21 protein-coding genes are annotated in these 23790 nt (G+C 41.1%); 7 read left to right on the top strand and 14 right to left on the bottom strand.

Features of this window, described 5'->3' with window-relative positions:
• Nucleotides 1-8: 8 nt before the first annotated feature.
• From SB49_RS14370 to SB49_RS14335, 8 genes are all read right to left on the bottom strand, one after another.
• The gene (locus SB49_RS14370; RefSeq protein ID WP_145758402.1) at nt 9-2756 is read right to left on the bottom strand and encodes an aminotransferase class I/II-fold pyridoxal phosphate-dependent enzyme; all 2748 of its coding nucleotides are present in this window, start codon (nt 2754-2756) and stop codon (nt 9-11) included.
• 3 nt (nt 2757-2759) lie between these two features.
• Nucleotides 2760-3167 (bottom strand): VOC family protein, encoded by a 408-nt coding sequence (locus SB49_RS14365; RefSeq protein WP_062057935.1) that lies wholly within the window; start codon nt 3165-3167, stop codon nt 2760-2762.
• A 17-nt stretch (nt 3168-3184) separates the two neighbouring features.
• Entirely contained in the window at nt 3185-4126 is a 942-nt protein-coding gene (locus tag SB49_RS14360; RefSeq protein WP_062057932.1) for a carbon-nitrogen hydrolase family protein, read from the bottom strand.
• Between the two features lie 4 nt (nt 4127-4130).
• Nucleotides 4131-5444 (bottom strand): aspartate aminotransferase family protein, encoded by a 1314-nt coding sequence (locus tag SB49_RS14355; RefSeq protein ID WP_062057929.1) that lies wholly within the window; start codon nt 5442-5444, stop codon nt 4131-4133.
• Nucleotides 5445-5546: 102 nt separating this feature from the next.
• The gene (locus SB49_RS14350; RefSeq protein ID WP_145758401.1) at nt 5547-5954 is read right to left on the bottom strand and encodes a PepSY-like domain-containing protein; all 408 of its coding nucleotides are present in this window, start codon (nt 5952-5954) and stop codon (nt 5547-5549) included.
• Between the two features lie 237 nt (nt 5955-6191).
• Nucleotides 6192-6899, bottom strand: coding sequence for a Crp/Fnr family transcriptional regulator (locus SB49_RS14345; RefSeq protein ID WP_145758400.1), 708 nt, complete (start codon nt 6897-6899; stop codon nt 6192-6194).
• Nucleotides 6900-7056: 157 nt separating this feature from the next.
• Nucleotides 7057-8121, bottom strand: coding sequence for a DUF3667 domain-containing protein (locus tag SB49_RS14340; RefSeq protein WP_062057921.1), 1065 nt, complete (start codon nt 8119-8121; stop codon nt 7057-7059).
• A gap of 152 nt (nt 8122-8273) precedes the next feature.
• Nucleotides 8274-8669 carry a hypothetical protein gene (locus tag SB49_RS14335; RefSeq protein ID WP_062057918.1) on the bottom strand — a complete coding sequence of 132 codons (396 nt, stop codon included), beginning with the start codon at nt 8667-8669 and terminating at the stop codon, nt 8274-8276.
• A 457-nt stretch (nt 8670-9126) separates the two neighbouring features.
• On the opposite strand from SB49_RS14335, the gene SB49_RS14330 reads away from it, so the two are divergent.
• Complete coding sequence (locus tag SB49_RS14330) at nt 9127-10380, top strand: cation:proton antiporter (RefSeq protein WP_062057916.1); 1254 nt, start codon at nt 9127-9129, stop codon at nt 10378-10380.
• 46 nt (nt 10381-10426) lie between these two features.
• On the opposite strand, the gene SB49_RS14325 is transcribed toward SB49_RS14330, so the two are convergent.
• Genes SB49_RS14325 through SB49_RS14315 form a run of 3 tightly spaced genes read right to left on the bottom strand, consistent with a single transcriptional unit; the run spans nt 10427 to nt 13261 of the window.
• Nucleotides 10427-12265 carry an adenylate/guanylate cyclase domain-containing protein gene (locus SB49_RS14325; protein WP_062057913.1) on the bottom strand — a complete coding sequence of 613 codons (1839 nt, stop codon included), beginning with the start codon at nt 12263-12265 and terminating at the stop codon, nt 10427-10429.
• Between the two features lie 17 nt (nt 12266-12282).
• Nucleotides 12283-12735 carry a hypothetical protein gene (locus SB49_RS14320; RefSeq protein ID WP_062057910.1) on the bottom strand — a complete coding sequence of 151 codons (453 nt, stop codon included), beginning with the start codon at nt 12733-12735 and terminating at the stop codon, nt 12283-12285.
• A 46-nt stretch (nt 12736-12781) separates the two neighbouring features.
• Nucleotides 12782-13261: a hypothetical protein gene (locus SB49_RS14315; RefSeq protein WP_062057907.1), complete on the bottom strand. Its 480-nt coding sequence runs from the start codon at nt 13259-13261 to the stop codon at nt 12782-12784.
• A gap of 440 nt (nt 13262-13701) precedes the next feature.
• Here SB49_RS14315 and SB49_RS14310 point away from each other — a divergent pair, with 440 nt between their 5' ends.
• Nucleotides 13702-14097, top strand: a complete 396-nt coding sequence (locus tag SB49_RS14310; RefSeq protein ID WP_145758399.1) for a response regulator — start codon at nt 13702-13704, stop codon at nt 14095-14097.
• A 138-nt stretch (nt 14098-14235) separates the two neighbouring features.
• Here the strand turns inward: SB49_RS14310 and SB49_RS14305 are convergent, their stop codons facing one another.
• Nucleotides 14236-14466 (bottom strand): hypothetical protein, encoded by a 231-nt coding sequence (locus tag SB49_RS14305; protein WP_062057899.1) that lies wholly within the window; start codon nt 14464-14466, stop codon nt 14236-14238.
• A 689-nt stretch (nt 14467-15155) separates the two neighbouring features.
• Between SB49_RS14305 and SB49_RS14300 the strand changes: the two genes are divergently transcribed.
• The 5 genes from SB49_RS14300 (at nt 15156) to SB49_RS14280 (ending at nt 19511) form a co-directional block, all read left to right on the top strand.
• The gene (locus SB49_RS14300; protein WP_062057896.1) at nt 15156-16382 is read left to right on the top strand and encodes a site-specific integrase; all 1227 of its coding nucleotides are present in this window, start codon (nt 15156-15158) and stop codon (nt 16380-16382) included.
• Nucleotides 16383-16773: 391 nt separating this feature from the next.
• Nucleotides 16774-17613, top strand: a complete 840-nt coding sequence (locus SB49_RS14295) for an RteC domain-containing protein (RefSeq protein ID WP_062057893.1) — start codon at nt 16774-16776, stop codon at nt 17611-17613.
• A gap of 308 nt (nt 17614-17921) precedes the next feature.
• Entirely contained in the window at nt 17922-18212 is a 291-nt protein-coding gene (locus SB49_RS14290) for a helix-turn-helix domain-containing protein (protein WP_062057889.1), read from the top strand.
• A complete protein-coding gene (locus SB49_RS14285; protein ID WP_082591123.1) occupies nt 18209-18871 on the top strand; it encodes a hypothetical protein in 663 nt (220 codons plus the stop codon). The genes SB49_RS14290 and SB49_RS14285 overlap by 4 nt, the downstream gene beginning before the upstream one ends.
• On the top strand, nt 18855-19511 hold the full coding sequence (locus SB49_RS14280) for a hypothetical protein (RefSeq protein ID WP_062057886.1): 657 nt from the start codon (nt 18855-18857) through the stop codon (nt 19509-19511). The genes SB49_RS14285 and SB49_RS14280 overlap by 17 nt, the downstream gene beginning before the upstream one ends.
• 177 nt (nt 19512-19688) lie before the next feature.
• On the opposite strand, the gene SB49_RS14275 is transcribed toward SB49_RS14280, so the two are convergent.
• Both SB49_RS14275 and SB49_RS14270 read right to left on the bottom strand, forming a co-directional pair.
• Nucleotides 19689-22907 carry a type I restriction endonuclease subunit R gene (locus SB49_RS14275; protein WP_062057883.1) on the bottom strand — a complete coding sequence of 1073 codons (3219 nt, stop codon included), beginning with the start codon at nt 22905-22907 and terminating at the stop codon, nt 19689-19691.
• Nucleotides 22907-23725, bottom strand: coding sequence for a hypothetical protein (locus SB49_RS14270; protein WP_062057880.1), 819 nt, complete (start codon nt 23723-23725; stop codon nt 22907-22909). The genes SB49_RS14275 and SB49_RS14270 overlap by 1 nt, the downstream gene beginning before the upstream one ends.
• Nucleotides 23726-23790 lie beyond the last annotated feature (65 nt).

Genomic DNA, 23790 nt, shown 5'->3' with positions numbered 1-23790 from the left:
TTTAATAATTAGATTAATTGCTTTTTCTTCTTTCCAATGGCCATTCCGCCAATGGAGGTGGTAATCATGTGCCTGTCCAGCACCTTTTCCTTGAATACCCTAAGACCCAGATCGGATCGGTAACCGTGGATCTCGCTCACATCGAGCACCGTAAGAAAATTGATGATTTCCTCACTTACTACCTGCCCCGGTACCAATACAGGAAACCCGGGTGGGTAGGGAATCACAAAGGTGGAGGCTACCAGTTTTCTGCCCTTTTCCATGATGGACAATACGTCGTTCAAAGGGACATATTCATAATTTTCTTCATCGTAGGCCAAGAAATAGGCTTCCCGCAGATTACCTCCGGGGACGCCTGGGACGGCCTGGAAAGAGTGGTGGAAATAACTGAAATCTGGTAAGGGCGGCACCTCTTGGGTCAACGAATAAATCCGTTTGTCCCGTATTTCCAGTTCCTTGTCGCTCAAAGATTTTACCTCATCGTCCAATTCATCCGCAATTTTTAAAAGCGCATTGGTCAGATAGGTGATACTCCCTCTGGTGGTCCCTATGTTCGTCATGAACAGCACGGTGTTCCTAGAGGTTTTATTGATCTGGATATTGAACTTATCCATCAAGTATTTGTTCTTGAAGGTGTCACCATCTACCCCTGTTTTTCCTATATACAAGGTAATTTTGGTAGGGTCCAGCACAAATTCATCCTTCTCCCAGGCCTCTTCCATACGGTTCCACCCGGCATTTTTGGTATAGTATTCCTTAAGGCCGGTTTGTCGGTATTGATCCGGAATAAAATCTTTCACCGTCAGCACATCAAAATATTTGCTCAGCTGGGGATTGTCATTCACCTTGGCCCTAAGGACCATGGCCAATTCAATACTTTTTTCCACCAGTTCAAAACCTTCCAGCTGTACCTGTCTTCTTCCGATATCTAAGGAGGCCAACATCTGGTAATTGGGGGAGGTAGAGGTATGGGTCATATAGGCCTCGAGAAAGGTATTCTCGGTCTTGCGACGGAAATCCTCATCCCAAATATGGATCATAGAGCCCTGTCTAAAGCTGCTCAAGGTCTTATGTGTGCTTTGGGTGGCATAGACCCTAATCTTCACCTTATCGGGATCGGGCAATAAAGATTGTTCTCCCTCCTTCAGGCCTTTGATATGCTCCTTGTACTTCGCCCTATACTTTTCACTACTGTATCTGTCACAAAGCTTTTTAGCGGTGAACATTCCGGTTCGTTGCTTGTAATTGTTGGCAAAACCTGCAAAGGCAAACCAGGCCTCATCCCATAAAAAGACCATATCCGGTTTTATGGCGAGCACTTGTTCCATTACCCGTTCCACATTGTAAACAAGACCATCAAACGTACAATTGGTCAGCAGCAACATCTTCACATTGTCCAACCTTCCCGCATCTTTCAGTTGTAGCAGTTTGGTTTTGATCTGCTCCAAGGGCACTGCCCCGTACATGGAATACTCTTCTATTGGGTAAGAATCCAGATACACGGGATACGCCCCGGCCAAAACCAGACCATAGTGGTGCGACTTATGGCAATCGCGGTCGATAAGCACTACATCCTGTGGTTTCACCAAGGCCTGCATCACTATTTTATTTGCGGTGGATGTTCCGTTGGTCACAAAATAGGTGTATTGGGAACCATAGGCATCACGTGCCATTTCCTGGGCCTTTTTAATAGGTCCCGTTGGCTGCAGAAGGGAATCGAGCCCCCCTGTGGTGGCCGAGGTTTCCGCCAAAAACATATTCCGACCGTAAAAATCCCCAAAATCATTGATCCATCTGGATTTGAAGACCGAATTCCCACGAGAGATGGGCATGGCATGAAAGACCCCTGTGGGCTTTTGGCTGTATTCTACCAAAGCCGAAAAGAAGGGGGTATTGTACCGCTCCGCAATTCCGCGCATAATGGTCAGGTGCAGCTCCTGTATATCCTCTGTTTGATAAAATATACGTCTAAACCCCTTAATGGTACTGTCCTTAAGATGTCCCAATGCTGTATCGGTCACATAATAGGTATCCAACTCGGGCCTGTACTTCTTGATCAGTTCTCCCATGAGGGGGCCGAGTTCGGTTTCCGGTATCGATGAAAAATCGAGCTTGGTCACCTTTTCAATATAGGGTTTGATAAGGGGGGTAATCTTTTTAGATAGGTATGGAGGCGCATAACGCACCACCACTGCCTGGATATTGTGGTTGAACAGGAGGGCGATCATCACATCCTGAAAAGAACGCTGTACCACCACGCCATAGGTAAACTTGTCGTTGGGGGTCCGTAGGCCCCTTAGGCTATGCCTTAATTTACCTTCTTCCTGATCAGAAATATCATCCACGAACAAGACCTCAAAGTGGTTTTTGCGAACGCTGACATGTTGGTCGTGCTCCTCGGCCGATTCCATGCTCTGTTCATCAAAATCAATAAAGTCGGGATTACTTCTGTAGCTGTCCCCCACCAATTGTTTTGTGGTTTCGGCCACCATATGGCTCAGGGAGTCGTGCTCCTGGTTGCTAAAGGCATTTTCTAGTTTGCGCATGCGCCCTTTTCCCGGAGAGGCAAAATAGCACTCCACCCCTTTCAGGTCGCTTAACAATTCCTCAACCTTATTTTTGTGATTGTTTTCGTTTTCAGATCCCTTTTGGCAACGGCCGAGCTCTGCCGTTTCGATTTTTAGTTTGTTCCAATAATCTACACGGAGTTGCCCGATGTTATAATAAGGTGCTCTTTTTGTTTTGTCTTTAATCACGTTCTAGTTGTTTGAATGTAAAGCGAGTTTGTTTCCTTGGCAATCGATAAAAATGGCAAAATACCCCGCATCTTCGCTGATGAGGGTCTTGGGCATTACGATGCGGCCACCTGCCTCTTCCACCTTGTTGAGCACATCGCCCAGATCTTTGCCTCCGTTCAAATAGAGCAGCGGGCCCGTATCACTGGGTACCGACCCGGGGCCGGCAATAATTGCCCCCCCAATGCCTTTCGTAGCCGGAAAAAAGGCCATGGCATTCACCTCCGTTACGTTTTGGGCCATTTCTATCCCGAAGATGTGGTTGTAAAAATTCACAGCCTGCGTAAAATCGATCGCGGGAATTTCGAACCAACTCACATAATTTTTAATTGTCGCTTCCTTTTTCTTTTTACCAGTTGGAATTCCACCCATATTTTTTTGTTTTAGATTTATAGTACGCCATCCCCTTTAAAGTGGATTGGTGAGGCTTGTTGCCCCAATGCATTTTCTTTTATCTTTAATTCTGTAATTGTATCCAGACGGGTAGGCTTTATCAGCGGCCCCAAAGAATCTAGATAGGGCGTGGCAACATTGGGTTGATAAATCCCAAATTGCTGGGTATGTATATGGTCCCTAAAACTTTTAAGAGGTTGTCCTAAACGAAGGATCCCCAATTCACGACTTCTTTTTGCTCTAGTGATATTTAATTCAAGTGGGATGATCTCCTCCGTACCTTCCGACTGGTGCAAAATGCGCCCATCAGGGCCACAGACGATAGAACGTCCACAACCTCCAGTGTCCAATCCGTTGACATCAAAGAAATAGCATTGATTTATTGAAGCCATTGCCCTTACTATGGACAGTTCAATCTCCCGATCAATGGTGCCCGACATGGTAGGGTGCATAATCACTTCAGCTCCCATGGTGGTCAAGGTTCTAATGGTTTCTGGAAACCACATATCATAACAGATGGATACGCCAAATCTTGCGACATCAGGCACATCGAAAACGCAATAATCCTGTCCCGGTGTTACCCCTGCCTCATACGGATAAAACGGAAACATTTTCCTGTAACGGGTCACGATTTCTCCCTGAGGATTGATCACTGTGGCCGTATTGTAAATCTCGTCCCCACTTTTTTCGAAGATAGATCCTGGTAACAACCAAATTCCATACTTCTTCGCCATGGCCTGCATTTCGGCCTCAAAATTATTTGGGATGGGCTGTGCGGTATGTGTTAAGGGCCCGTAGGCGCATAGTTCACTGAACATGATCATTTCTATCCATGGATAAAGGTTCATGGTAATATCAATTTTCAACTTCATCATTTCCACATTGGAAGCGACCGCTGATACCTTCATCTGTATTCCTGCAATTGCGAATGGTTTCATAGTTTTATTTTTTTCTAGCTTTTCTTATTTCGTTTTCAAAAATGGTCATCCCTTTATCCAGATGTTCCGGGGTGATGACCAAGGGCGATAGTATTCTGATAATATTTTTATGGGTACCTGCACTCAGCATGATCAAACCGTTGTCCGAACAGCCTTTTACAATTCTTGTACATATCTCCGCATCGGGCTGGGTGGGATCACCATCCTTCACAAATTCGATACCTATCATGGCACCAATTCCCCTTACATCCCCAATTTGGGGACACTCTTTCATCAAATTTTTCAAGCGGTTCATGATCGTTGCCCCAACTTCCACAGCCTTGGCATTAAGATCTATCTCTTTCATGTATTTAATGGTGGCCAAAGCCGCCGCACAACATACCGGACTTCCTATATAGGTGCCGCCAATGGATCCCGCTGCTGCTGCATCCATAATATCTGCACGGCCCAGAACAGCCGCAATGGGCAGGCCAGATCCCATAGATTTGGCATAGGTGCTGATATCTGGTTGCACCCCGTAATGCTGCCAACTGGCCCAATGGCCTGTTCTACAGAAACCACTTTGCACCTCGTCCATAATTAGCAGGATGCCATGCTCGTCACAAAAGGCACGGAGCCCTTCCAAATATTCCTGGGGAATGGGATTAAATCCGCCCTCCCCTTGTATCGGTTCCAAGATGATAGCGGCAACGCTCTTTACATCTACCAGATTAAGAGCGCTTTCGCGCAGTCGTTTTAGTTCATCCTTCACAAAGGCAGCCTCATTCCTGTCCCCCTTATACCTGTATAGGTTGGGAAAAGGAAGCCGGTACACTTCCGGGGCAAAAGGGCCACAATCATACTTATAGCTTATCTTGCTGGTCAAGGTCATAGCCATCATGGTCCGCCCGTGATACGCTCCCGTAAAACAGATAATAGCGGGCCTTTTTGTAGCCTGTCTCGCAATTTTAATGGCGTTCTCCACCGCTTCGGCCCCCGTACTTACCAGCATAGCCTTGGTCTGCTCCCCGTGGGGCAGAATATCGATCAGTTCCTCACAGAGTTCAATATAGGGCTCATAGGTGACCACGTTAAAACTGGTATGCAAATACTTTCCCGCCTGTTCCCGGATAGCAGCAACCACGGGTTCCGGGCAATGCCCTGCATTGACCACCCCTATGCCCCCGGCAAAATCGATGAGTTCGCGCCCATCGGCATCAATGATTATAGCACCTTTGGCGTCCGATACCGTAGCGGTATTGAATACACCCACACCGTTGGCAACGGCATTCTTTCTCCGATCTAGGAGCGCCTGGGATTTTGTCAATTCTTCTATCATGTTGAAATTTTCCTTTTTATTGAGTTGATCGGTTACACTATATGGTAACCCTATGTATGTACTATGGTATTAAGGCGGGCTTTGGAAATGGGATCCGTAGAGTTACAAGACCAACTTCCCTACAATATTGAACGAAACATCAAAGAGCAGTTTATACGTACTGGAACCCTCTGTAAAACTCATTTCATAATGACTCCGATCTGGAGTTTGCACGTGATGGATTTCTTTATGCCCTTTTACTGCATGTTTCTCCTTCAAAGACTGTTGCAACTGTTCCGGAAGCAGGTGCATGGGCAATATGGTCACCGTTTCTAGCCATTGACCATCACTATTGAACAAAGCCGTACACCTTTTCATTTTAAGGGTGAAACCTACCTGCCATTTTAAAATCCCCACTTGATGCCAAACAAGGTTTGTGGCCTTGGGAAATTTGATGCGAAATGCCACAAATACAAAAGGGCTCACCTGGGACTTTTTATTTCTGAAGAGCCGCAATAGTGATAAGGCCATATGTGGGATATATTTTAGCTGTAGTACTCGTGGTGGTTCCAGCAGATTAATCTAAAATCCAAGAAAGAAGTGGTAGCTCTTTGCAGAAGTTGATTGCACATAGAGCCGCCTTGGCCTATCTGATTCTTTTAAAGATAGGGAATTAAAGCTTAGCAAACAGGTACTCAGGTACCACTTGGGAATATTTGTATTAATAAGGAAGAAAAGGAGAAGGGGTTATAGGCCGTTCTCTGCCCTTTATGGAAGGTGCTTTTCTTCCGCGATGGCCAGGAGGACTTCCAGGTTTTTCACATTTATTTTTCTGCGGCTCACGGAGATGGCCCCTACCCGTTTGAGTTCCTGGATATGTCTGCTCACCACAGATCTTGTAGTGCCAATAAGGCCGGCAATCTCATCGTTGGGCAGGTTGTTGATCAATTCCAGTTTACGGGTCTCCCCATTGATGTTTTTCAGCAGCAGGGCGGCAAGGCGCACCAGGGTGCTGTGCAGGGTGACATCGGTGGCAATATTCATCAGCTGTTGCATGCGTTTCCCCAAGTAGGATATGATCGCCTTGTGCATTACCGGGTATTCATTGATCCACAACCGCATTTGGTCCATAGGTACTTTTAAGACCTCCAAGGTGTCCAGGGCCTCCCAGTACACCTCATTGGGTTCTGTATCCAAGAGCGAAAGCACATCAAAGACATCCCCTTTGGACAATACGAAGACTGTGTGTTCCCTTCCGGTATCGGGATTGGATTTGTACACTTTTAGCCTTCCGGAAACAATAAAATGAAAGGTAGTGGCCACGTCCATGCTGTTTCTAAACGTCTTGGCGCGCCATTGTTCGGCTGTCATTTGGGAAAGAAGCTGGTCTAGGGCCTCGGCCGTGGAATCCTTTAAAAAGGCCGATTGTTTTAGGGCTTGTACATATCTTGGGTAATCGTTGCTGTCTGAGGTCATAGGATCCAATAAAAATAAAGGTATCAATTTTTTTTTAGACCCGTGTTGGTGACCACTCCCAGGAAAGGCCAAACAGCACCAATAGCACGGTGTATCTAATTGGCGCTAGCGGAGGGAATGAGGGAATGTCGAAGGAAACAGCGGCAAAAAAACGTATTCAATACAGCATAAATGAGGTTAATATTAGACCAAAAAAAGCAACGGGGATAATGAACAATAAATAAATAAAGGAAATAGTATTCGCTTTAAAAAAGGCCCATCCCCAGGAGCTGTCATAAAAATTCCGCAGGGAGAGCATCAGATAAATGAGAAATGAAAATAAGAACAGAAGTTCTATCCATAAGGGCAGTTCCATCAAGCTATTTGCCAACAGCAGAACAAAGAAGGAGGTAAAGAGGAAGGTGAAGAAATAAAAACTAAAAACCATATGATGGGCAAAATTCCCTTTTCTCCAATAAAATATTTTGAGCAAAAGGGCAAAAAGCGGCATCAGCAAAAACATGGCAATGGGAATAATATCGTAAAAGGCTTTTAACATACCGTCCCCACGCTGCTCGTACACCTTGAGCACTTGCCCGTAAAATCTCGTTTCAAAGGCCCCCGCATCATCCTTGAGACCCATGGCCTTTAGTTTTTGGTCCCTTGGCGCTTCAGCGGTGATGAGGGAATCCAGTACTTCCCGCTTAAAACTAAGAAAAAAATGTGGGGCCGTCACCGTATCCCCTTGCTGTTCTGCCGTCAGCAGGGAGTCTATGGTGCTCAAATCCTTATCCGATGTACCAAGGATAAACTTCTTGTCCTGTAGCTTCTTTTTGGCCGCAGCAAGCCGTATGGAATCCTTTCCGGTTGCAAGACTGTCCACGTTAATTTTTTGTTCAAGGCCCTTTTTCAATACTTGGCTGAAGGTATTGTCCACTTTTCGTACGGTAAATGAGAACAGAAAAAAGAAGAGTACCGAACTGAAGAGGTAAAACTGGGCGGGATGCAGGTAATACTGCCTTTTGCCATCTACAAACCGACGTGCCAGCACCCCTGGCTTGAACATCAGCGGGATAAAGCTTCTAAAAAAACGGGCATCCACGGAAAAGTAATTGCTGATGGTGTTGCTGAACAACAGGCCAATGGTAAGGTTATCTGCTACTTCCTGGCCACAATACGGACAGTACTGGTAATCTGTGGCCATCTTGCCCCCACAATTTTTGCAACTTTTCTCGGTAGACATTGGTTTGGTTTTAGATAAAATTACAAAAGTTTTTCCAATATAGAATATTTGCTTGAGGCGTTATATGATACTGGAAATAGGATGTGTTAGGACCATGATTTCTTTGATGCCTTCTCATATCCTAAATAATTCATCTGTTTTGCCACATCATTTTAGTTTGTTTTCAATGCATTTTCAATAATTCCTTGATGCTTAATTTTAGTTTGTTTCAATTGTCGCAAAGGCATTTCTTCAGTCCACCGCCCCATAAAGTAAAAAACAAAAATCAAGTCTTCTGAGCCCTTATCGTCCTTTCTAATCCTTATTTCGAGCTCATCCCCATTTTCTGGGACATATTCAAAATCGAATAAATTTTTGGAGTTCAATTTCTTCAACAGCAGTTTGTAGTTCCACTTTTCAGTTTGATCCTCTTGATCCTCTGGGGCAATAAACTCCCCCACCATTTGGAATTCCGAAATGGAATTAGCTTTTAAAATCCACCTATTATCTGGCCGTACCTCCTTCTTACTACAGGAGCATAATTTTATTTCATTGGAGAGTTTACACATGAATTATATAGTCCATAATCTGTCCTCTAATTTCGTGTTTTTCTTGAACATCCTATCCATTTGAAACATTAATGTGAACAAATGGTAAATGTTGACTTTGCTGGGGGATATGCAATAATATTATTATCGGTTGAAGGTATATGAATAAACTAAGGAGGTACTAGATCCTAGGCCTAGCATGTCTGCCCATCCCGATCGCTGCCTGGATATCAGGTCCACCATAAATAAGCTGTGGTCCGGAGCACTGCGGTCTAAAAAAATAATCCTATATTTCAACGGCTTTTTATTGGCACAGTCTCATGTACCACAATTTTTCTAGATAACAATGTAAAGGGGATTTCTTGAGATCATACCTTCCGATTGCTATTTTAGTCTAATTTTTTTGAGACTCAGGCTTTTAAATACCTTGAATAGCATGTCATCAAACTAAAATTGTAGCATTATAAACTAAAAGAATATGGATTACTTTCTTATCGCCTCCATTTTGGTGCTCCTGTCCGCAGTATTTGGATATATAAATGTTCGGTTCCTAAAACTGCCCAATAGCATCGGTTTAATGCTGATTACCATCCTGTTCACCCTGGGCATTTTTGCAATCAGCTACTTTGACGATACCCTCTTAAATGCTGAAAAGTATATCATTACCCAAATTGATTTTAAGACCTTATTGTTGGACGTTATGTTGGGATTCCTGCTTTTTGCAGGGGCACTGCATACCAATTTTGAGCAGCTCAAGGTACAACGATGGCCCATATTTGTCTTTTCCACATTAGGGGTGGTGGTCTCCACTTTTTTGGTGGCGACATTTATGTATTTCTTGCTCGGACTCATCCAAATAGAGGTGGCCTATATCTATTGCCTTGTGTTCGGGGCCTTGATTTCACCTACCGATCCTATTGCCGTTTTGGGAATCCTAAAAAAAGCGGGCGTACCCAAAATATTGGAAACAAAAATTGTGGGGGAATCCTTGTTCAACGATGGCGTAGGTGTTATTCTATTCCTTACCCTGTTTCAAATGGCCTCCTTAAGCGGAGCATCTATGGAATTTTCGCAGGTAGCCATTTTGTTGGCGAAAGAAGTTTTTGGAGGGATTCTTTTAGGGCTTTTGCTGGGATGGTTGGCGTACCGCTTCATGAAAAAAATAGACGATTACCAAATTGAAGTGATCATTACCCTGGCGGTGGTCATGATCGGTACTGTCATAGCACAAAAATTACATTTTTCAGCGCCCCTGGCCATGGTTACATCGGGACTCTTGATTGGTACCGACCGGGTTCGGGACGGCGCCATGTCCGTGGAGACCGAACTCTATGTGGACAAATTCTGGGAGTTGCTCGATATTCTCTTGAATACCATCCTTTTTGTATTGATAGGTATGGAAATGTTGGTTTTGGCCTATGATGACAGTTACTTGTTGGCAGGTATCCTGGCCATTCCCATTATTCTGATGAGCAGGTTTCTATCCCTCCTGCTGCCCATTACCTTTTTTAAGAAGAAACTGGATTTTGTGCCCAATACAACTTTGGTGATGACCTGGGGCGGACTGCGGGGCGGTATCTCCATTGCACTGGCTTTGAGCCTAACGGATATCATGCATAGGGAACTATTCCTATTTGTTACCTATGTGGTAGTGGTCTTTTCCATATTGGGCCAGGGACTTACCGTGGAAAAGCTTGTGAAGAAATTGTACAAGACCAAGACCCCGGTTTAATTTAATGCGCAAGAAAGTTATTATCCGTGTTTTGGTGATTCCTGTTTTATGATTTACCAGCCTCTTGCTTGGGCCCATTAACAAAATACATCTTCATGGATCCCCTATTCTTGACTTCTATCTGACCACGATAGGTGCATTTAAAAGTCTCCCTCACCAAATTATAGGTATTTTCACTGATGTTGATCCTTCCGGATTGGGATAAGCTTTCCATACGGGAAGCCACGTTTACCGTATCGCCCCAAATGTCATAGGAGAACTTTTTATTGCCCACTACGCCTGCAACTACAGGCCCAGTGTTGATGCCTATACGCACGTTGAATGAAAAGTCTTTTTCCTTCTCAGACTTGGCTTCCTCCACGAACTGAATAATCTCAAATGCCGCTTGTACCATTTTAACGGCGTGGTCTGCTGAAGGGAACGGCAAACCGCCCGCACACATATACGCATCCCCAATAGTCTTGATTTTTTCCAGCCCGTATTTTTCAATAATATCGTCAAAAGCTGTAAAATAATACCCCAGCCTATTTACCAAAAGCTCGGGATCTACGTGCTCGGAATGTGCGGTAAAAGCCTCAAAATCAGTGAACAAAACAGATACCGATTCAAATTTTTTGGCCTGTACCTTCCCGTGCTCCTTTAATTCCCTGGCAGTTTCCTCCGGTAAGATATTGATCAAAAGCCTCTCTGACCTGGCCATTTCCTTTTCAATAATGGTCTTGGTGCGTTTAACGTACAAATTGCGTCTGTACAAACCTATGGCCAACAGAATAATCAAGAATAAGGCTATGGCAGTTGCAATGGCCACTACTTTTTGGGTCCGTTTCTGCTGGTTTGTTAAATCTAGTTGCGCCTTGAACTGTGCTTTTTCAGAATTTCGACGAATGTCCGCCATCTGTTGTACGGCCGTGATGTTGACCACACTATCCCTAAAAGCGATATACTTGCGGTAATAGTTCAAGGAAGCGGAGGCATACCCGGTGCGTTCATACAGTTCGGATAATTTTAAATAAGCACTACTTATCCGAACTTTTAATCCATACTGCTTTGCGAGCTCCAAGGAACGTAAAGCATAATCAAACGCGCTGTCCCAATCTTCCCTATTGGCATAGATATCGGACATATAGTTGAGGTAGGTTGTAATAGGCCTGTAATCCCCCAATTCCTCCAAAATGGAAACGGCCTCTTTGATATTTTCCTCCGCTCTGGTAGGCCTTCCCTTTTGCGCATAGGCAAGCCCCTTATTCCCTAAATTATAGGCCAGTGCAAGGTTATTTTCCAATTTTTTGAATATCGGGCCAGATCGATTGAAGTACAACAATGCAGAATCTGGCTTGGACCACTCCAAATAGGTATCCCCTAAATTTTCCATGGCCACGGCATAGTTTAACGTGTCCTTTTCCGCTTTAAAAATTTCAATGGCATCGGAATAGTATTGTCTTACATTTTTCCTGTTGTCCATCCCGGCATATACTGCTGCAATAGCGGTATACATGATTCCCAACTGGTTTTTATCGGAACTTTTATTGGCTATTTCCATGGCCTTGAAATAACTTTCCAACGCCCCACTTAAATTTCCTTTTTGTTGCAAAGCATTCCCGGTCTGTAAGTGAGAATTAAAAACATATATCGTGGAATCTTGGCGTATCGCCTCCGTCATCAACGTATCACTATACGCCAAAATGCGTTCGGGATCGGGAAGGTTGACCGTAATACCCGATAAAATTTTAAGTTTTAGCGCCGGATCATAGTTTCCAGATTGATACACCTGGATCAAGCTATCGGCGACAGATTCGTTTTGACCAAAACCGAGCGTACCCTTTACCATCAGGCACAGCAATACCATTACTTTTGCCCAACCATTACATTTCAAGTACAACTTCATATACTAAGCATTGATCGCTATTTTTTTGTCTTGATTAAGGCAGTGACAGCATACACCTTTGTATCCGTACCAATGGTATATTGAAGCCTGTAGACATAATCTTCCTTACCACCACGAATAATGGTGGCCTTAACGGAATTGCTCCCTGTTAAGGTATTGGAACTAAAAATACGTGGCCCACCCACGTAATTGACGCCGACAACGTTCACAGGCACTTGTGCTTCGCCTGCGGATTTGGCCTCCCATAAAACGGAGTCCCCTACTTCTGCCCAAATGGCAAAGCGGTTAGGGGAGCTATTTTCAACAACAGTAGTATTGTTTCCCGCACTAAAAGAACTGTTGGGTGCACTGTTCGGTTTTGTCATATCTACCGTTAGGACCAATTGGTGCAAGGTCTGTGCTTGCCCATTCACCCAACATAGGCCTAGAAAGACAATCAGCAAAAACTTTAAATAGATTCTTTTTTTCATAAAATGCACATATACTCGAATATACAAACGTTAGTTCGCTTTTCGTTTATTCAATCCCAACCCTGATCCTGGGATCTAAATTATAGTTAGAAAACCCATCGGGCCTAAACCGTATAGCATATATATAATCTTGACCAGGAGGTGTTCTTCTATTGGGTTTGGCCTTTACCTTTTCTTTTCCATTCTCATTACGCCCAAAGATGTTATTGGAACCAAAAATCTCTATTCCCCCAATAAAACTTATTTTTTTAATTTTTACATCATCGCCTGTAGTGGTAATACCCTGCCATTCAATAATATCTGATTCCTCCACTAAAATAGTAAAGGATTTTGGATCGTTAGGGTCATTCAAAAAGACCTTATCCGCCGGGGAGACTGTAAACGAGCAGCCACCAGGGGCATCATGATCATTGCCAAGCGCAGCCGTATCTACGGTTAGCGTAATTATGACTGTTGGCTCTTGTGCCTGTACAAAGCCTAAAAAAGAAAATGTGAGAAGTAGAATGCTAATTTTTATAGTTTTCATTTTGTTTGGTTAAGAAAGTTATTTTAGTGATCTCAGTTTAATCTTGCATAAGATAGAAAATAATATCCAATAAATGCATAAGATTTTGTCTTCTAAACACTTAGACACCCTCTCCTATTTATCTTGGATCGCAGATCGTTAAATAACATAGCCACTTGGGATGTTTTTCTTTTGCTGTTTCGTGGAAGTAGACATTACTAGCCTAACGCATTGGAGCGCGGTAATGTGAGAAAAGGAACGGATTGTTTAAGAAGGTTCAGAAAAACGACAGTGATTCGCAATCAAGGTAATATACATTTATAAGGGCTCAGGAACATATATATTATTGATAACACTCCTGTTTTTACAAATATATTTTTAAGTTAGCTTTTTAAAAAATTAAAGCTTAATCGCTTTGATTGATAACTCATAGCCTTAATAGGCACTTTAAATACAAAAATTTGAGACCATTTGTATTGGTAATTGATGATGATATGGTATCCCAATTTGCTACAAAATATGTGGTATCACAATGTGCGCAGGATGCCTTAATCTACATGTGCGATAATGGAGAAGATGCCCTTCTAGAACTGTCCCAGCTCCTTAACAGTGGCGAGGGCTTTCCGGACGTAATCTTTCTGGACCTCGTAATGCCTGGCATGGGAGGTTGGGAATTTATTGAGGAATTTCAAAAAATACCTGGTCTCCCTAAAAAAACAAAAATCTACATATTATCGGCCTTTACCAGTTCTAAGGACAGAAATAAGGCCAAAAACAATTCGTATATAGCTGGCTTTTTTGACAAGCCTATCACAAGAAACATTGTCAATTCCATCTTTCCTTCGTGTATGCTATAGGGCAATGACCGCAGTTTCAATGGTCATTGCGATCAGAATGTAATGTAGCCCAGCAATCTTTTTAACGTAACCCTTAGGAGACAGATTGCTCTACTCTGTTCGCAATGACTATGGAGAACAAATTACACCAATATTGCTTTACGACACCCGCAATGTCTTTTGGGGGATGTCCTCTTTTGGTGCTTTTAGATTGATATCCAATAGGTTGACATCCTCATCGGACACAAAATTATAGTACCCAAAAAATTCGAAGTCGTGCTTCTTCAACACTTTCATCAGATCATTGACCAATAGTTCGCGTTCGGTTTTAGAAATAGGGGTATCGTTCTTCTTGTAGTAGAATCCGTTTACTTTTAAATTTTTCTCCATGTGAGATTCGGGGGATTACGTGTTTATTGTCCAGCTCCTTTTGGGGGCCTTCTAGGTTAAGTTTAGTAGGCACAAAACTTTTTGGGAAGTTTAATACCGTTGCCATTTGAAAACGGTCAATTGTAGCTCATATTGCCCTTTTGGTACGTTTTTCAACGAAAAATATCCAAAAAAAGTAATCGATTTTATCCGCTGTATCTCTAAAAACCTGATTGTCAATTTATCACTGCCATAAACGCAGTGGAGGAGGTTGCTTCTCTACATTCACAAAAACCATGGGGAGCACAAAAGGTAGAAAAATATCATTGCGGGCGGAATGAAATGGAGCGCGGCAATCTTATTAATGGGCCCCGAATAGGGCAGATTGCTTCACTATGTTCACAATGACGATATGGAAGCTACAAGAAGAACACAAAGTGTCAGAAATAAATAACCCCAGTAAAACCCGGGGTTATTTTGATGTTGTACAGGCGGAATCCCGATGGCTATCGGGACGGACTCTCACACCTCACGGCACTAGATCCTAAGCCTATAATACAACCATATCAAATACCATCAAAAATATCTAAATCACTGATTATTAAGTACTTGTAATTTTATTTGATTTCATATATACCCATATGATATCAATAAATGTGTTACCCATGTGTTACCCCGATTGTTTATCTTTACAAAAAACATGATGAGATATGGCAACTTTAAAAACCGTCTTACATGCCAAGTTGGACAAAAAGGGAAACAAGCTTCATCGCCTGGCTCTTCGCCTTACCGTAAATCGAAAACGTAGTTATTATCATTTGGGCCAGAAGCTAAAACCCGAATATTGGGATGAACGAAGTGAAAAGGTAAAAATTTCCCATCCCAAGCATAAACAGCTCAATAGGCTCATTAGAAAAAAATACGATGAAGTAGAGGATATAATTTTTGAACTAGAATCATCCAAACAAAATTATTCCGCGAAGCAGGTTGTTGATTCTATTCGCAAAAACACTAGAAGACTTTCCTTTTTCGAATTGGCCGATGAACATATCGAAGATTTATTTAAGGCGAATAAACATAACCGAGCCATTTCAGATAGAAGCAAAGTGAACAGGATAAAGGAATTTGTCAAAAATAGAAATCTAAGCTTTGAAGAAATCGATGAGCACCTATTAAAAAAAATGAAAATTCATCTACTAAATACTGTAGGCTTATCCGAAAGGTCAGTTATGAATGTCTTCGTTATGATACGGATGCTATATAATATTGCCATTAGCAAAAAGATAGTGGATCAAAAATTCTATCCTTTTGGCCGGAATAAAATAAAAATAAAATATCCCCAAACCATTAAAATTGGCCTAAATGAAATGGAGATTGTAAAAATAGAAAAACTTGATTTAGAACAAAATACAGCCATATGGCATACAAGAAATACCTTTCTATTTTCATTCTATCTGGCCGGCATAAGAATTTCGGACGTTTTGAGAATGCAATGGAAAGATATCGTAGGAGACAGACTGTACTATAAAATGAATAAGAACAACAAGGCTGATTCCTTAAAACTTCCAGATCCTGTGAACGAAATTCTCCGCCATTATAAGAATAGTAAAGTGAGTAATGCCGACTATATTTTTCCTGATTTAAAAAATATCCCTAGTAATGATACATTGGCCATCTATACAGGGATTAAATCTGCCATTAAACGGCACAACACGTATTTGACCGAAATTGCCAAACTGGCCGAGATTGACAAAAAGATCACGAATCACATAGCACGACATAGTTTTGGAAATATTGCTGGGGACAAGGTGTCTCCTCAAATGCTTCAAAAATTATACAGACATACACATTTGAGCACGACTATAGGTTATCAGGGTAACTTTATCCATAAAAGCGCAGATGAAGCTTTGGCAGAAATCATCAACTTTTCAAAATAGGATAGTGTTTTTTTTCTTGTAAAGTTTTAACTACCAGTTATTCTATTCCTATATGGATGTAGTAGTCATATTGCCATTCTACCAAATGTTACAAATATCCTACTAAGCTATAATGGACATCTTAAATGGTAAATGGCGACATTCAATTACAGATCTTTGATAATCAAAACATATTGCTTGTCATACTAAATTGTAGATTTTTTGGAAAAAAACTCAAACAAAAAATATCATTGGAATATTTGTTTTTTTAATAAATATAGATTATTTTCATATAAATTAGATTATATACTATGTTATTGTTGTGATTTAAAGTAGTTTACTTTTCTTACCCCCCAAATTATCCATGGCGACCATACTGTTAGTGTGCATTTTCTGTAAAAACGGAAAGCTTATGGATTTAAAACTACAGTCTGAAACCTTAATAAAAGATCTGAGCAACATAGATCTATCTTCCCATGACCTTATCCGTCAGACGAGCAAGGCCGTCTCTCTATGCAGGGACGTATTATCTCTTTTTAAAAAGGAAGTTATAAACAAGGAATTCCCTACTGTGGACTTAGAAATAGAATTCTTCAAGCATATCAAGCAGGTACCACTTCAGCATTTGATTTATTACTCCCAAATACGATCATTTGAGCTACAATTTCCAAGGGCGATTCTAAGCACCCAACAAGATTACATTACTTCTAAAATGAGCAAACTAAATCGGTTCTTTACCTACAACTTAGATTTTGCCCATTACATAGAATCTGGACAAGAACATTTGGACCGCCAATATTTCACCAGAAGCCATTTCAACACCCTGCCCATCACCCATTCTAAATTTTATTATTTGGAACCCGAGTTCAATACCTCCCATGATATGCTTTTAGGGAAGTTATTAGCCTACAAATCCTTAATTGGATACTTGCAACAAAGACTGGTTACTTTGGAACAGAGCGATTCCCCTAATTCAACCAGAAATGGAAATTCACACAGTTCTTTACAGTGGACATCCTCAAAAACCGGGATGACCGAACTAGTCTACGCCCTGTACCATGCCGAAGTTGTCAATAATGGAAAGGCCGATATTAAGGAAATTGCCCAAGCGCCGCAACGTACCTTTAATTTTGATCTGGGGGATTATTACAGGACCTATACCGAAATTAGGGCCCGGAAAAAAAGTAGGGTCAAATTTTTGGATGAACTCTCTACAAGGCTCATATCCCGTTTGGACCAAGAGGATGAATAAGACATACCCATTAGTAACAATTGGGCCCCCAAGATTTACCCAAGGTAGGTGAATCTTGGGGTTTTCCTATCCCTTCCTAAATAAAGGTGATTTTGCTGCTGCCAGTCCACATGTGCTTCATAATAGAATACCAGTTTACCCTAAAATCCATTAAACTTCAAGATGTTAAAATTTCACCCAAGATGGGTTCAACTTGTGAATAAAGTCCAACAAAACCCTCCAGATTTGTAGAACGAAAGTCAAACCTTGAAAGGGACAACCATTAAAAAACTATAACCGGAAGTCCCTTTCTTTAAAACAAACACATTATGCCAAGCAACATCATTACCACAGACGATCTAAGGGAATTCAAAATGGAATTACTGGACGATCTCAAAAAAATACTACATACAGGCAGTGGCCCTAGATTTAAAAAATTCTTACGATCCTCAGATGTCATGGTTCTCTTGGGTATCAGCCCAGGTACGCTCCAAAACTTAAGGGTGAACGGTACTATCCCCTACTCCAAGCTCGGTGGTATCATCTATTATGATGAGGAAGAGATTCATAAAATTCTTTTGAAAAATAGCATACAACCCGATAACTACGATCTACCATGAATTATATACTCCATCTAAATGCTGTTTTCGAGCAATTCTCAAAAGACTCCAGGCTGAACCCTACCCATATAAGTCTTTACATGGCACTATTCCAGTTTTGGAACATCAACAGGTTTCCAAATAAATTCCATATCAGCCGAGATGAAGTGATGCAACTGGCCAAAATCGGATCCAAGGCCACCTATCACAAGTGTCTCAGCAATTTAAATGACTGGAAATACATTTTATATTTTCCCTCCCACAACCCATTTAAAGGAAGTGAGATTAGCCTCCTTGTTTTTGGTACAACTACTAAACAAGTTGTGGACAAGTCTGAAACAAGCAATGAACAAGCAGTGGTATCTAATACAAACAATAATAAACAAAAAACAAACTTAAATAAACGAGGTACTCCCAAAAATGAATTGGAAGTTCTTTCATTTTTTAAAGCAAAAAACAAGTCTTCCAAAGAAGGGTTGAAATTCTATCACCACTACCAAAGTTTAGGCTGGAAAATCAATGGAAAGGCTGTTATTTCAGATTGGAGGGCCCTGGCCGAAAAATGGCTTATCAACGGTATTGAAGTAAAACAATTCGAAACCCTGTCCCATACCAATAGGCATGGTGCAAAGGACAACCTGAAAACCACCAAAGACAAAAATTATGGAGAACCCCTCTAAAATAATTGAAGGTGGTGTTGAACATGTTCTTGGCACTTTTGATGGAAAAAAGGTCATTTATGATTTTCAGAAGATACTCGAATATTTAAGTGCCAAAGGCAAACTACTTTTTGGAGAGGAGTTCCGCATCTTTGAAGAAGATCATGGTATTCTTTATAAACTTTCCAATTACTATATCAGGGACGTAGAGAGCTGTGAAAAAGCGGGAATAGACATACACAAAGGAATTCTACTGTCTGGACCCGTGGGGTGCGGCAAAACAAGTTTCTTGAAGCTCTTAAGACACATCGTGCCCCATCAAAGAACATATGAGGTGATTCCTTCACGCAATATCACATTTGCTTTTAACCATTTAGGCTACAAGGTTATTGAAGAATATGGTAATTACGGATTTTTCTGTTTTGATGATCTTGGCGTGGAGCCCTTGGGTAGGCATTACGGAAAAGATTGCAATGTATTGGGAGAGATCCTGATATCCAGGCATGAACTTTTATTGAACAATAAGGTCCTTACCCATGCAACCACTAACCTCAATGCTAAAGAATTGGAAGAACGCTATGGCAATAGGGTCAGAAGCAGAATGCGGCAACTTTTTAACTTGATTGCTTTTGATAATAAGGTGGTTGATAAAAGAAAATAAAAATCATTATTATAATTTTCTATTTTCAAGCTAAAAAGTAGAATAAGATTAATAGTTGTAAAATTCCTAATTTATAATTTCTGTTTGGAGCCTTGGCAAAGACATACTCTTTTGCAATTTTTGGTTGTAGCGTTGACTGGCACTAATTGCAAATGTGTATTGCTTTTAGCGTTGGCATTATTTCGTTATTACTCTATTTTTTTTAAAATTCTCTGCTTGTTCAAATATGTCTTTATATACTTCGTCTCTTTCTACTGGCGGATAACCGTGTTCGTCCAAGAGGATTATTAGTCCGACTTTCAAAGCGGATTTTATGTCTTCTCGTTTGCTCCAATCAGGATATTTGGCTTGTGAGTCTACCAAGTCTTTAACTGCTTGGGATAAAACAATTAATTTGTCTTCGGGATATTTGAAGTCATACTTGATACACAAATCTTTCAGGATGTCGTAAAATGCTTTTTCTTCAAAATCAATTCCTAATTCGTCACCTGCGGAAAATTCCTTTTGAACTTCCCAAATCAAATTAGTTAAATGCTCCGCCATTTCTTCAAACACTTCACTTCGCAACACGTCATCTTCTTTTCGCTCGTTGTAGCGTTCTACCAAGGTTTGCATTTTCTTAGAGAAGTCAATTCCTTTTACCTTATTGACTTTCTTAATCTCTCCAATGGCTTTGGCTAAAAGCTGTTGAAGCAATTTGATTTTAGTGTGTGGCAACTTGATTTTGTCAATCTTCGCCAAATAGTCTTCTGAAAAAAGGTCCTGTTCGCTTTGTGTTTCATCACCGAGTTTGAAGATTTCCTGAACTCCATCACTTTCCAATGCATCTTTTATCATTTCCCTAACTCTGGCGTTCATCCGTGCCGTATCGGGTGCACTGCCTTTGGTCAGTTTGAAAACGATTGACCTTACAGCCAAATAGAAATGCGTGTTATCCCTTTCTTTCTGTGTTAAATGTTCACTTCCTGCACAAATATCATAAGCGGCTTTCAGACGTTTTACCAAGCCCATAAATCGGGTTTCCAAGTCTTTGGTCAACTGAACATATTCAGCAGCCATATTCAAGGTGTTTAACTGCTCCAAAGTTGCGCCACCGAAATATTTTGAACTGTCAAACTTATGGAAGACTTTGGCTAAAAGGTCTAAATGATTTCTTACAATTATGAGCGATTCTTGGATGTCTTCAAAGTTTTCTCTTTCGCCTTTGTTGTATTTGGCAAGAGCCATATTCATAGCCTTTTTGATGCCAATGTAATCTATAACCAAACCTTTGTTTTTGCCTTCAAAATTTCGGTTAACTCTTGAAATGGTCTGAATCAAATTGTGTTGCTGAATAGGCTTGTCAATGTAAATGGAATCCAAAAACGGCACATCAAAACCTGTAAGCCACATATCTACCACAATGGCAATCTTGAAATTAGATTTTTCATTTTTAAACTGTCTGTCCAATTCCTTGCGGTATTCTTTTGTGCCGAGCAAATCGTACATTTCTTTTGGGTCGTCTTTTCCTCTGGTCATTATCATTTTGATTCGCTCCATTGGTTTGATTTCCCTTTTGTCCTTGTCTGTTAAAACAGCTACTTCTTCAGCAATTCTTATTTCCGCCCATTCAGGTCTTAAAGCGATTACATTTTTGTAAAACTCGTAGCCAATTTCACGGCTACTGCAAACAAACATTGCTTTCCCTTTAACAGTAGCTCCTTCGTTTACTCTGTTTTCATAGTGCTGAACAAAGTCTTGCGCCAATTTAAGCAAGCGGTCTGGGTCGCCTAAAATGGCGTTCATTGTAGCCGTTGCCTTTTTGCTTTCTTCTATTTGGTATTCATTGGCTCCTGCTTCGGCTGCTTCTTCGTAATATTTTTCAATTTTCTCTAATTCGCTATTGTGCAAGGCTACCTTAGCTGCTCTTCCTTCATAGACTATGCGAACCGTAATTTCATCTCTAACAGATTCCGTCATTGTGTAAGCATCTACTACTTTTCCGAACACGTCCAAAGTGGCATCTATTGGCGTACCTGTGAATCCTACAAAGGTGGCATTGGGCAATGAATCGTGTAAATATTTAGCAAAACCGTAGGTTTTCTTAACTCCATCTTTGGTGACTTTTACTTTCTGGTCGAGATTGGTTTGGCTTCTGTGGGCTTCATCTGAAATACAAATCACATTGGTTCTTTCGGTAAGCAGTTCGGTGTCTTCTGTAAACTTATGAATAGTGGTCAAGAACACGCCACCGCTATTTCTGCCTTGCATTTTGGTTCTCAAATCGGCTCTGCTTTCAACACTTTCTACCGCATTATCTCCAATGAATTGCTTGGCATTGGTAAATTGCCCTGAAAGTTGGTCGTCTAAATCGGTTCTGTCGGTAATGAGAACAATGGTTGGACTTTCAAAATGCTTGCTTTTCATCAACAAACGAGTGAGATAAAGCATTGCAAAACTCTTTCCGCTTCCTGTAGCTCCAAAGTAAGTTCCGCCTTTTCCGTCTCCTTGTGGTTTTTCAGCTTTTTTGATGTTTTCGTATAAACTGCGAGCTGCGTAATACTGCGGATAGCGACAAACGATTTTTTCGTCTTTTTTGGATGAATCTGGAATGTAGATGAAGTTCTGAATAATGTCTCGCAAGCGGTTTTTATGCAGCATTCCTTGAACCAAAGTGAACATACTGTTTATGCCGTCCACATCTTTGGCCAAACCCGCAATTCTACGCCAAGCATAGTAAAATTCATAAGGGGCAAAGAACGAGCCTGCTTTGTTGTTTACACCATCACTGATGATGCAAAAGGCATTGTATTTAAAAAGCTCGGGAATGTCTCTTTTGTAACGAGTTGTTAATTGAACAAAAGCTTTGTGAATGGTGGTGTTTTCTTGAATGGCTGTTTTAAACTCAAAAACCACCACAGGCAAACCATTGATGTATAAAATGCCGTCTGGAATACGTCTTTCTGTGCCAACAATTTCCAATTGGTTGACAAACTTGTAAATATTGGTATCAGGTGGATATTGTTCTTCGGGTTCAGCGGCAATAATGTCTAAATTTTCACTTTGCCGTTGACGGTCTAAACCTGCATAATCAATAAGCGAAATATGAATGTCTTTTTGGGTGCGGTCTTCTCGTTTCAGAATAAAACCGTCTGCCAACCACTGCATTATTTTTTTGTTGCTTTCGTAAAGGTCTGCCGAAGAAAGGGTTTTGAGTTGCAGAATAATGGATTGAGCTTCTGTTTCGGTTAGGTTAGCATTCTCATAGCGAGTGAGCAAGTAGGTTTTTAGGTCTTCCTCAATGAGTACTTCATCTTCGCTTGAACGTACCAAACTACTGCCCACAAAATGTGGATAGCCTTCATTTCCTAAAAGCTCTATAAATGCTTGCTCTAATTTGGCTTCTGTGAATTTCATTATTCGTTTGTAACTACTCTTACCGAGCTTGCTACTCGATTTTCTTCATAAATATCTGCGTAATAATAGCGTTGGTCCATTGCGTAAAGTACTTTCTTTAAGTCGGTTTCTGACTGAACTTTGAAAGCTTTGTTTTCAATTTCAACTCCTGCTTTGTCTCTGGCATAGGCAATGAGCAAATTCTTCTTTGCTTGCGTTAGACCGTTATATTTTGCTCCAATATCCGCTATTCGTTTTCTATTCAAAGCTCCTATGGCATTTGCTTCCACTCCGTCTAATTCAATGAAATCATTTTCTACAAACGCATCCACTTCATCTTGCGTGGCTTCTCTATGCAATTCTTCTATTCCTGGAAAAATTAGTTTTATTCTACCAATGGTTTTAAAATAGAGTGTATCACTTGCAGAAAGGTAAATAGCATCTGATTCACTTCTGATTTCAATTTGATTTCTGTGTTCTACTATTTGCGGTGCTCCTGAATAATCAAGAATGGTTTTGCGAGCTACAAAGAGAGAAGGCGTGATTCTTTGAAAGTGCTTTTGACCATTTTGAATAATCCCAATAGCTGCAATTCTTTGATAATCAGCATTCGTAATTTGGTTCAAACTTGCTGTGCTAAAGTTCGCATTACATTCATCAATGTGATAATCACTTTGCGAAAAGTTTGCAATACGAAACCATTCATCTTCGTCTGGTTTGTACCCTGGTGAAAAGTCTATTGCCTCAATTGCGTTAACATCAAAATCAGCAATGATGCTGTTTTGCTGATTCAGAATGTTTTTATACTCACCCTGTATTTTGCCCAATAGTTCACTCATATTTCTATAAAGGTGTAATCGTTAATTCTCCTTACAGACATTGGTTCAAACGTCTGCGGACTCTT

Origin of the sequence: Sediminicola sp. YIK13 (genome assembly GCF_001430825.1) — a bacterium.
Classification (GTDB): Bacteria; Bacteroidota; Bacteroidia; order Flavobacteriales; family Flavobacteriaceae; genus Sediminicola.
The sequence above is the reverse complement of the archived record's forward strand: the minus strand, read 5'-3'. Positions and strand labels throughout refer to the sequence as shown.

Bases quoted from the DNA above. Each gene is read 5' to 3' on its own strand.
- SB49_RS14295 (WP_062057893.1), top strand. From the start codon at position 16,774: ATGGATTTAAAACTACAGTCTGAAACCTTAATAAAAGATCTGAGCAAC.
- SB49_RS14275 (WP_062057883.1), bottom strand. From the start codon at position 22,907: ATGAAATTCACAGAAGCCAAATTAGAGCAAGCATTTATAGAGCTTTTA.
- SB49_RS14285 (WP_082591123.1), top strand. From the start codon at position 18,209: ATGAATTATATACTCCATCTAAATGCTGTTTTCGAGCAATTCTCAAAA.
- SB49_RS14280 (WP_062057886.1), top strand. From the start codon at position 18,855: ATGGAGAACCCCTCTAAAATAATTGAAGGTGGTGTTGAACATGTTCTT.
- SB49_RS14300 (WP_062057896.1), top strand. From the start codon at position 15,156: ATGGCAACTTTAAAAACCGTCTTACATGCCAAGTTGGACAAAAAGGGA.
- SB49_RS14335 (WP_062057918.1), bottom strand. From the start codon at position 8,669: ATGTGTAAACTCTCCAATGAAATAAAATTATGCTCCTGTAGTAAGAAG.
- SB49_RS14290 (WP_062057889.1), top strand. From the start codon at position 17,922: ATGCCAAGCAACATCATTACCACAGACGATCTAAGGGAATTCAAAATG.
- SB49_RS14305 (WP_062057899.1), bottom strand. From the start codon at position 14,466: ATGGAGAAAAATTTAAAAGTAAACGGATTCTACTACAAGAAGAACGAT.
- SB49_RS14325 (WP_062057913.1), bottom strand. From the start codon at position 12,265: ATGAAGTTGTACTTGAAATGTAATGGTTGGGCAAAAGTAATGGTATTG.
- SB49_RS14365 (WP_062057935.1), bottom strand. From the start codon at position 3,167: ATGGGTGGAATTCCAACTGGTAAAAAGAAAAAGGAAGCGACAATTAAA.
- SB49_RS14320 (WP_062057910.1), bottom strand. From the start codon at position 12,735: ATGAAAAAAAGAATCTATTTAAAGTTTTTGCTGATTGTCTTTCTAGGC.
- SB49_RS14360 (WP_062057932.1), bottom strand. From the start codon at position 4,126: ATGAAACCATTCGCAATTGCAGGAATACAGATGAAGGTATCAGCGGTC.
- SB49_RS14345 (WP_145758400.1), bottom strand. From the start codon at position 6,899: ATGACCTCAGACAGCAACGATTACCCAAGATATGTACAAGCCCTAAAA.
- SB49_RS14315 (WP_062057907.1), bottom strand. From the start codon at position 13,261: ATGAAAACTATAAAAATTAGCATTCTACTTCTCACATTTTCTTTTTTA.
- SB49_RS14330 (WP_062057916.1), top strand. From the start codon at position 9,127: ATGGATTACTTTCTTATCGCCTCCATTTTGGTGCTCCTGTCCGCAGTA.
- SB49_RS14355 (WP_062057929.1), bottom strand. From the start codon at position 5,444: ATGATAGAAGAATTGACAAAATCCCAGGCGCTCCTAGATCGGAGAAAG.
- SB49_RS14270 (WP_062057880.1), bottom strand. From the start codon at position 23,725: ATGAGTGAACTATTGGGCAAAATACAGGGTGAGTATAAAAACATTCTG.
- SB49_RS14340 (WP_062057921.1), bottom strand. From the start codon at position 8,121: ATGTCTACCGAGAAAAGTTGCAAAAATTGTGGGGGCAAGATGGCCACA.
- SB49_RS14350 (WP_145758401.1), bottom strand. From the start codon at position 5,954: ATGGCCTTATCACTATTGCGGCTCTTCAGAAATAAAAAGTCCCAGGTG.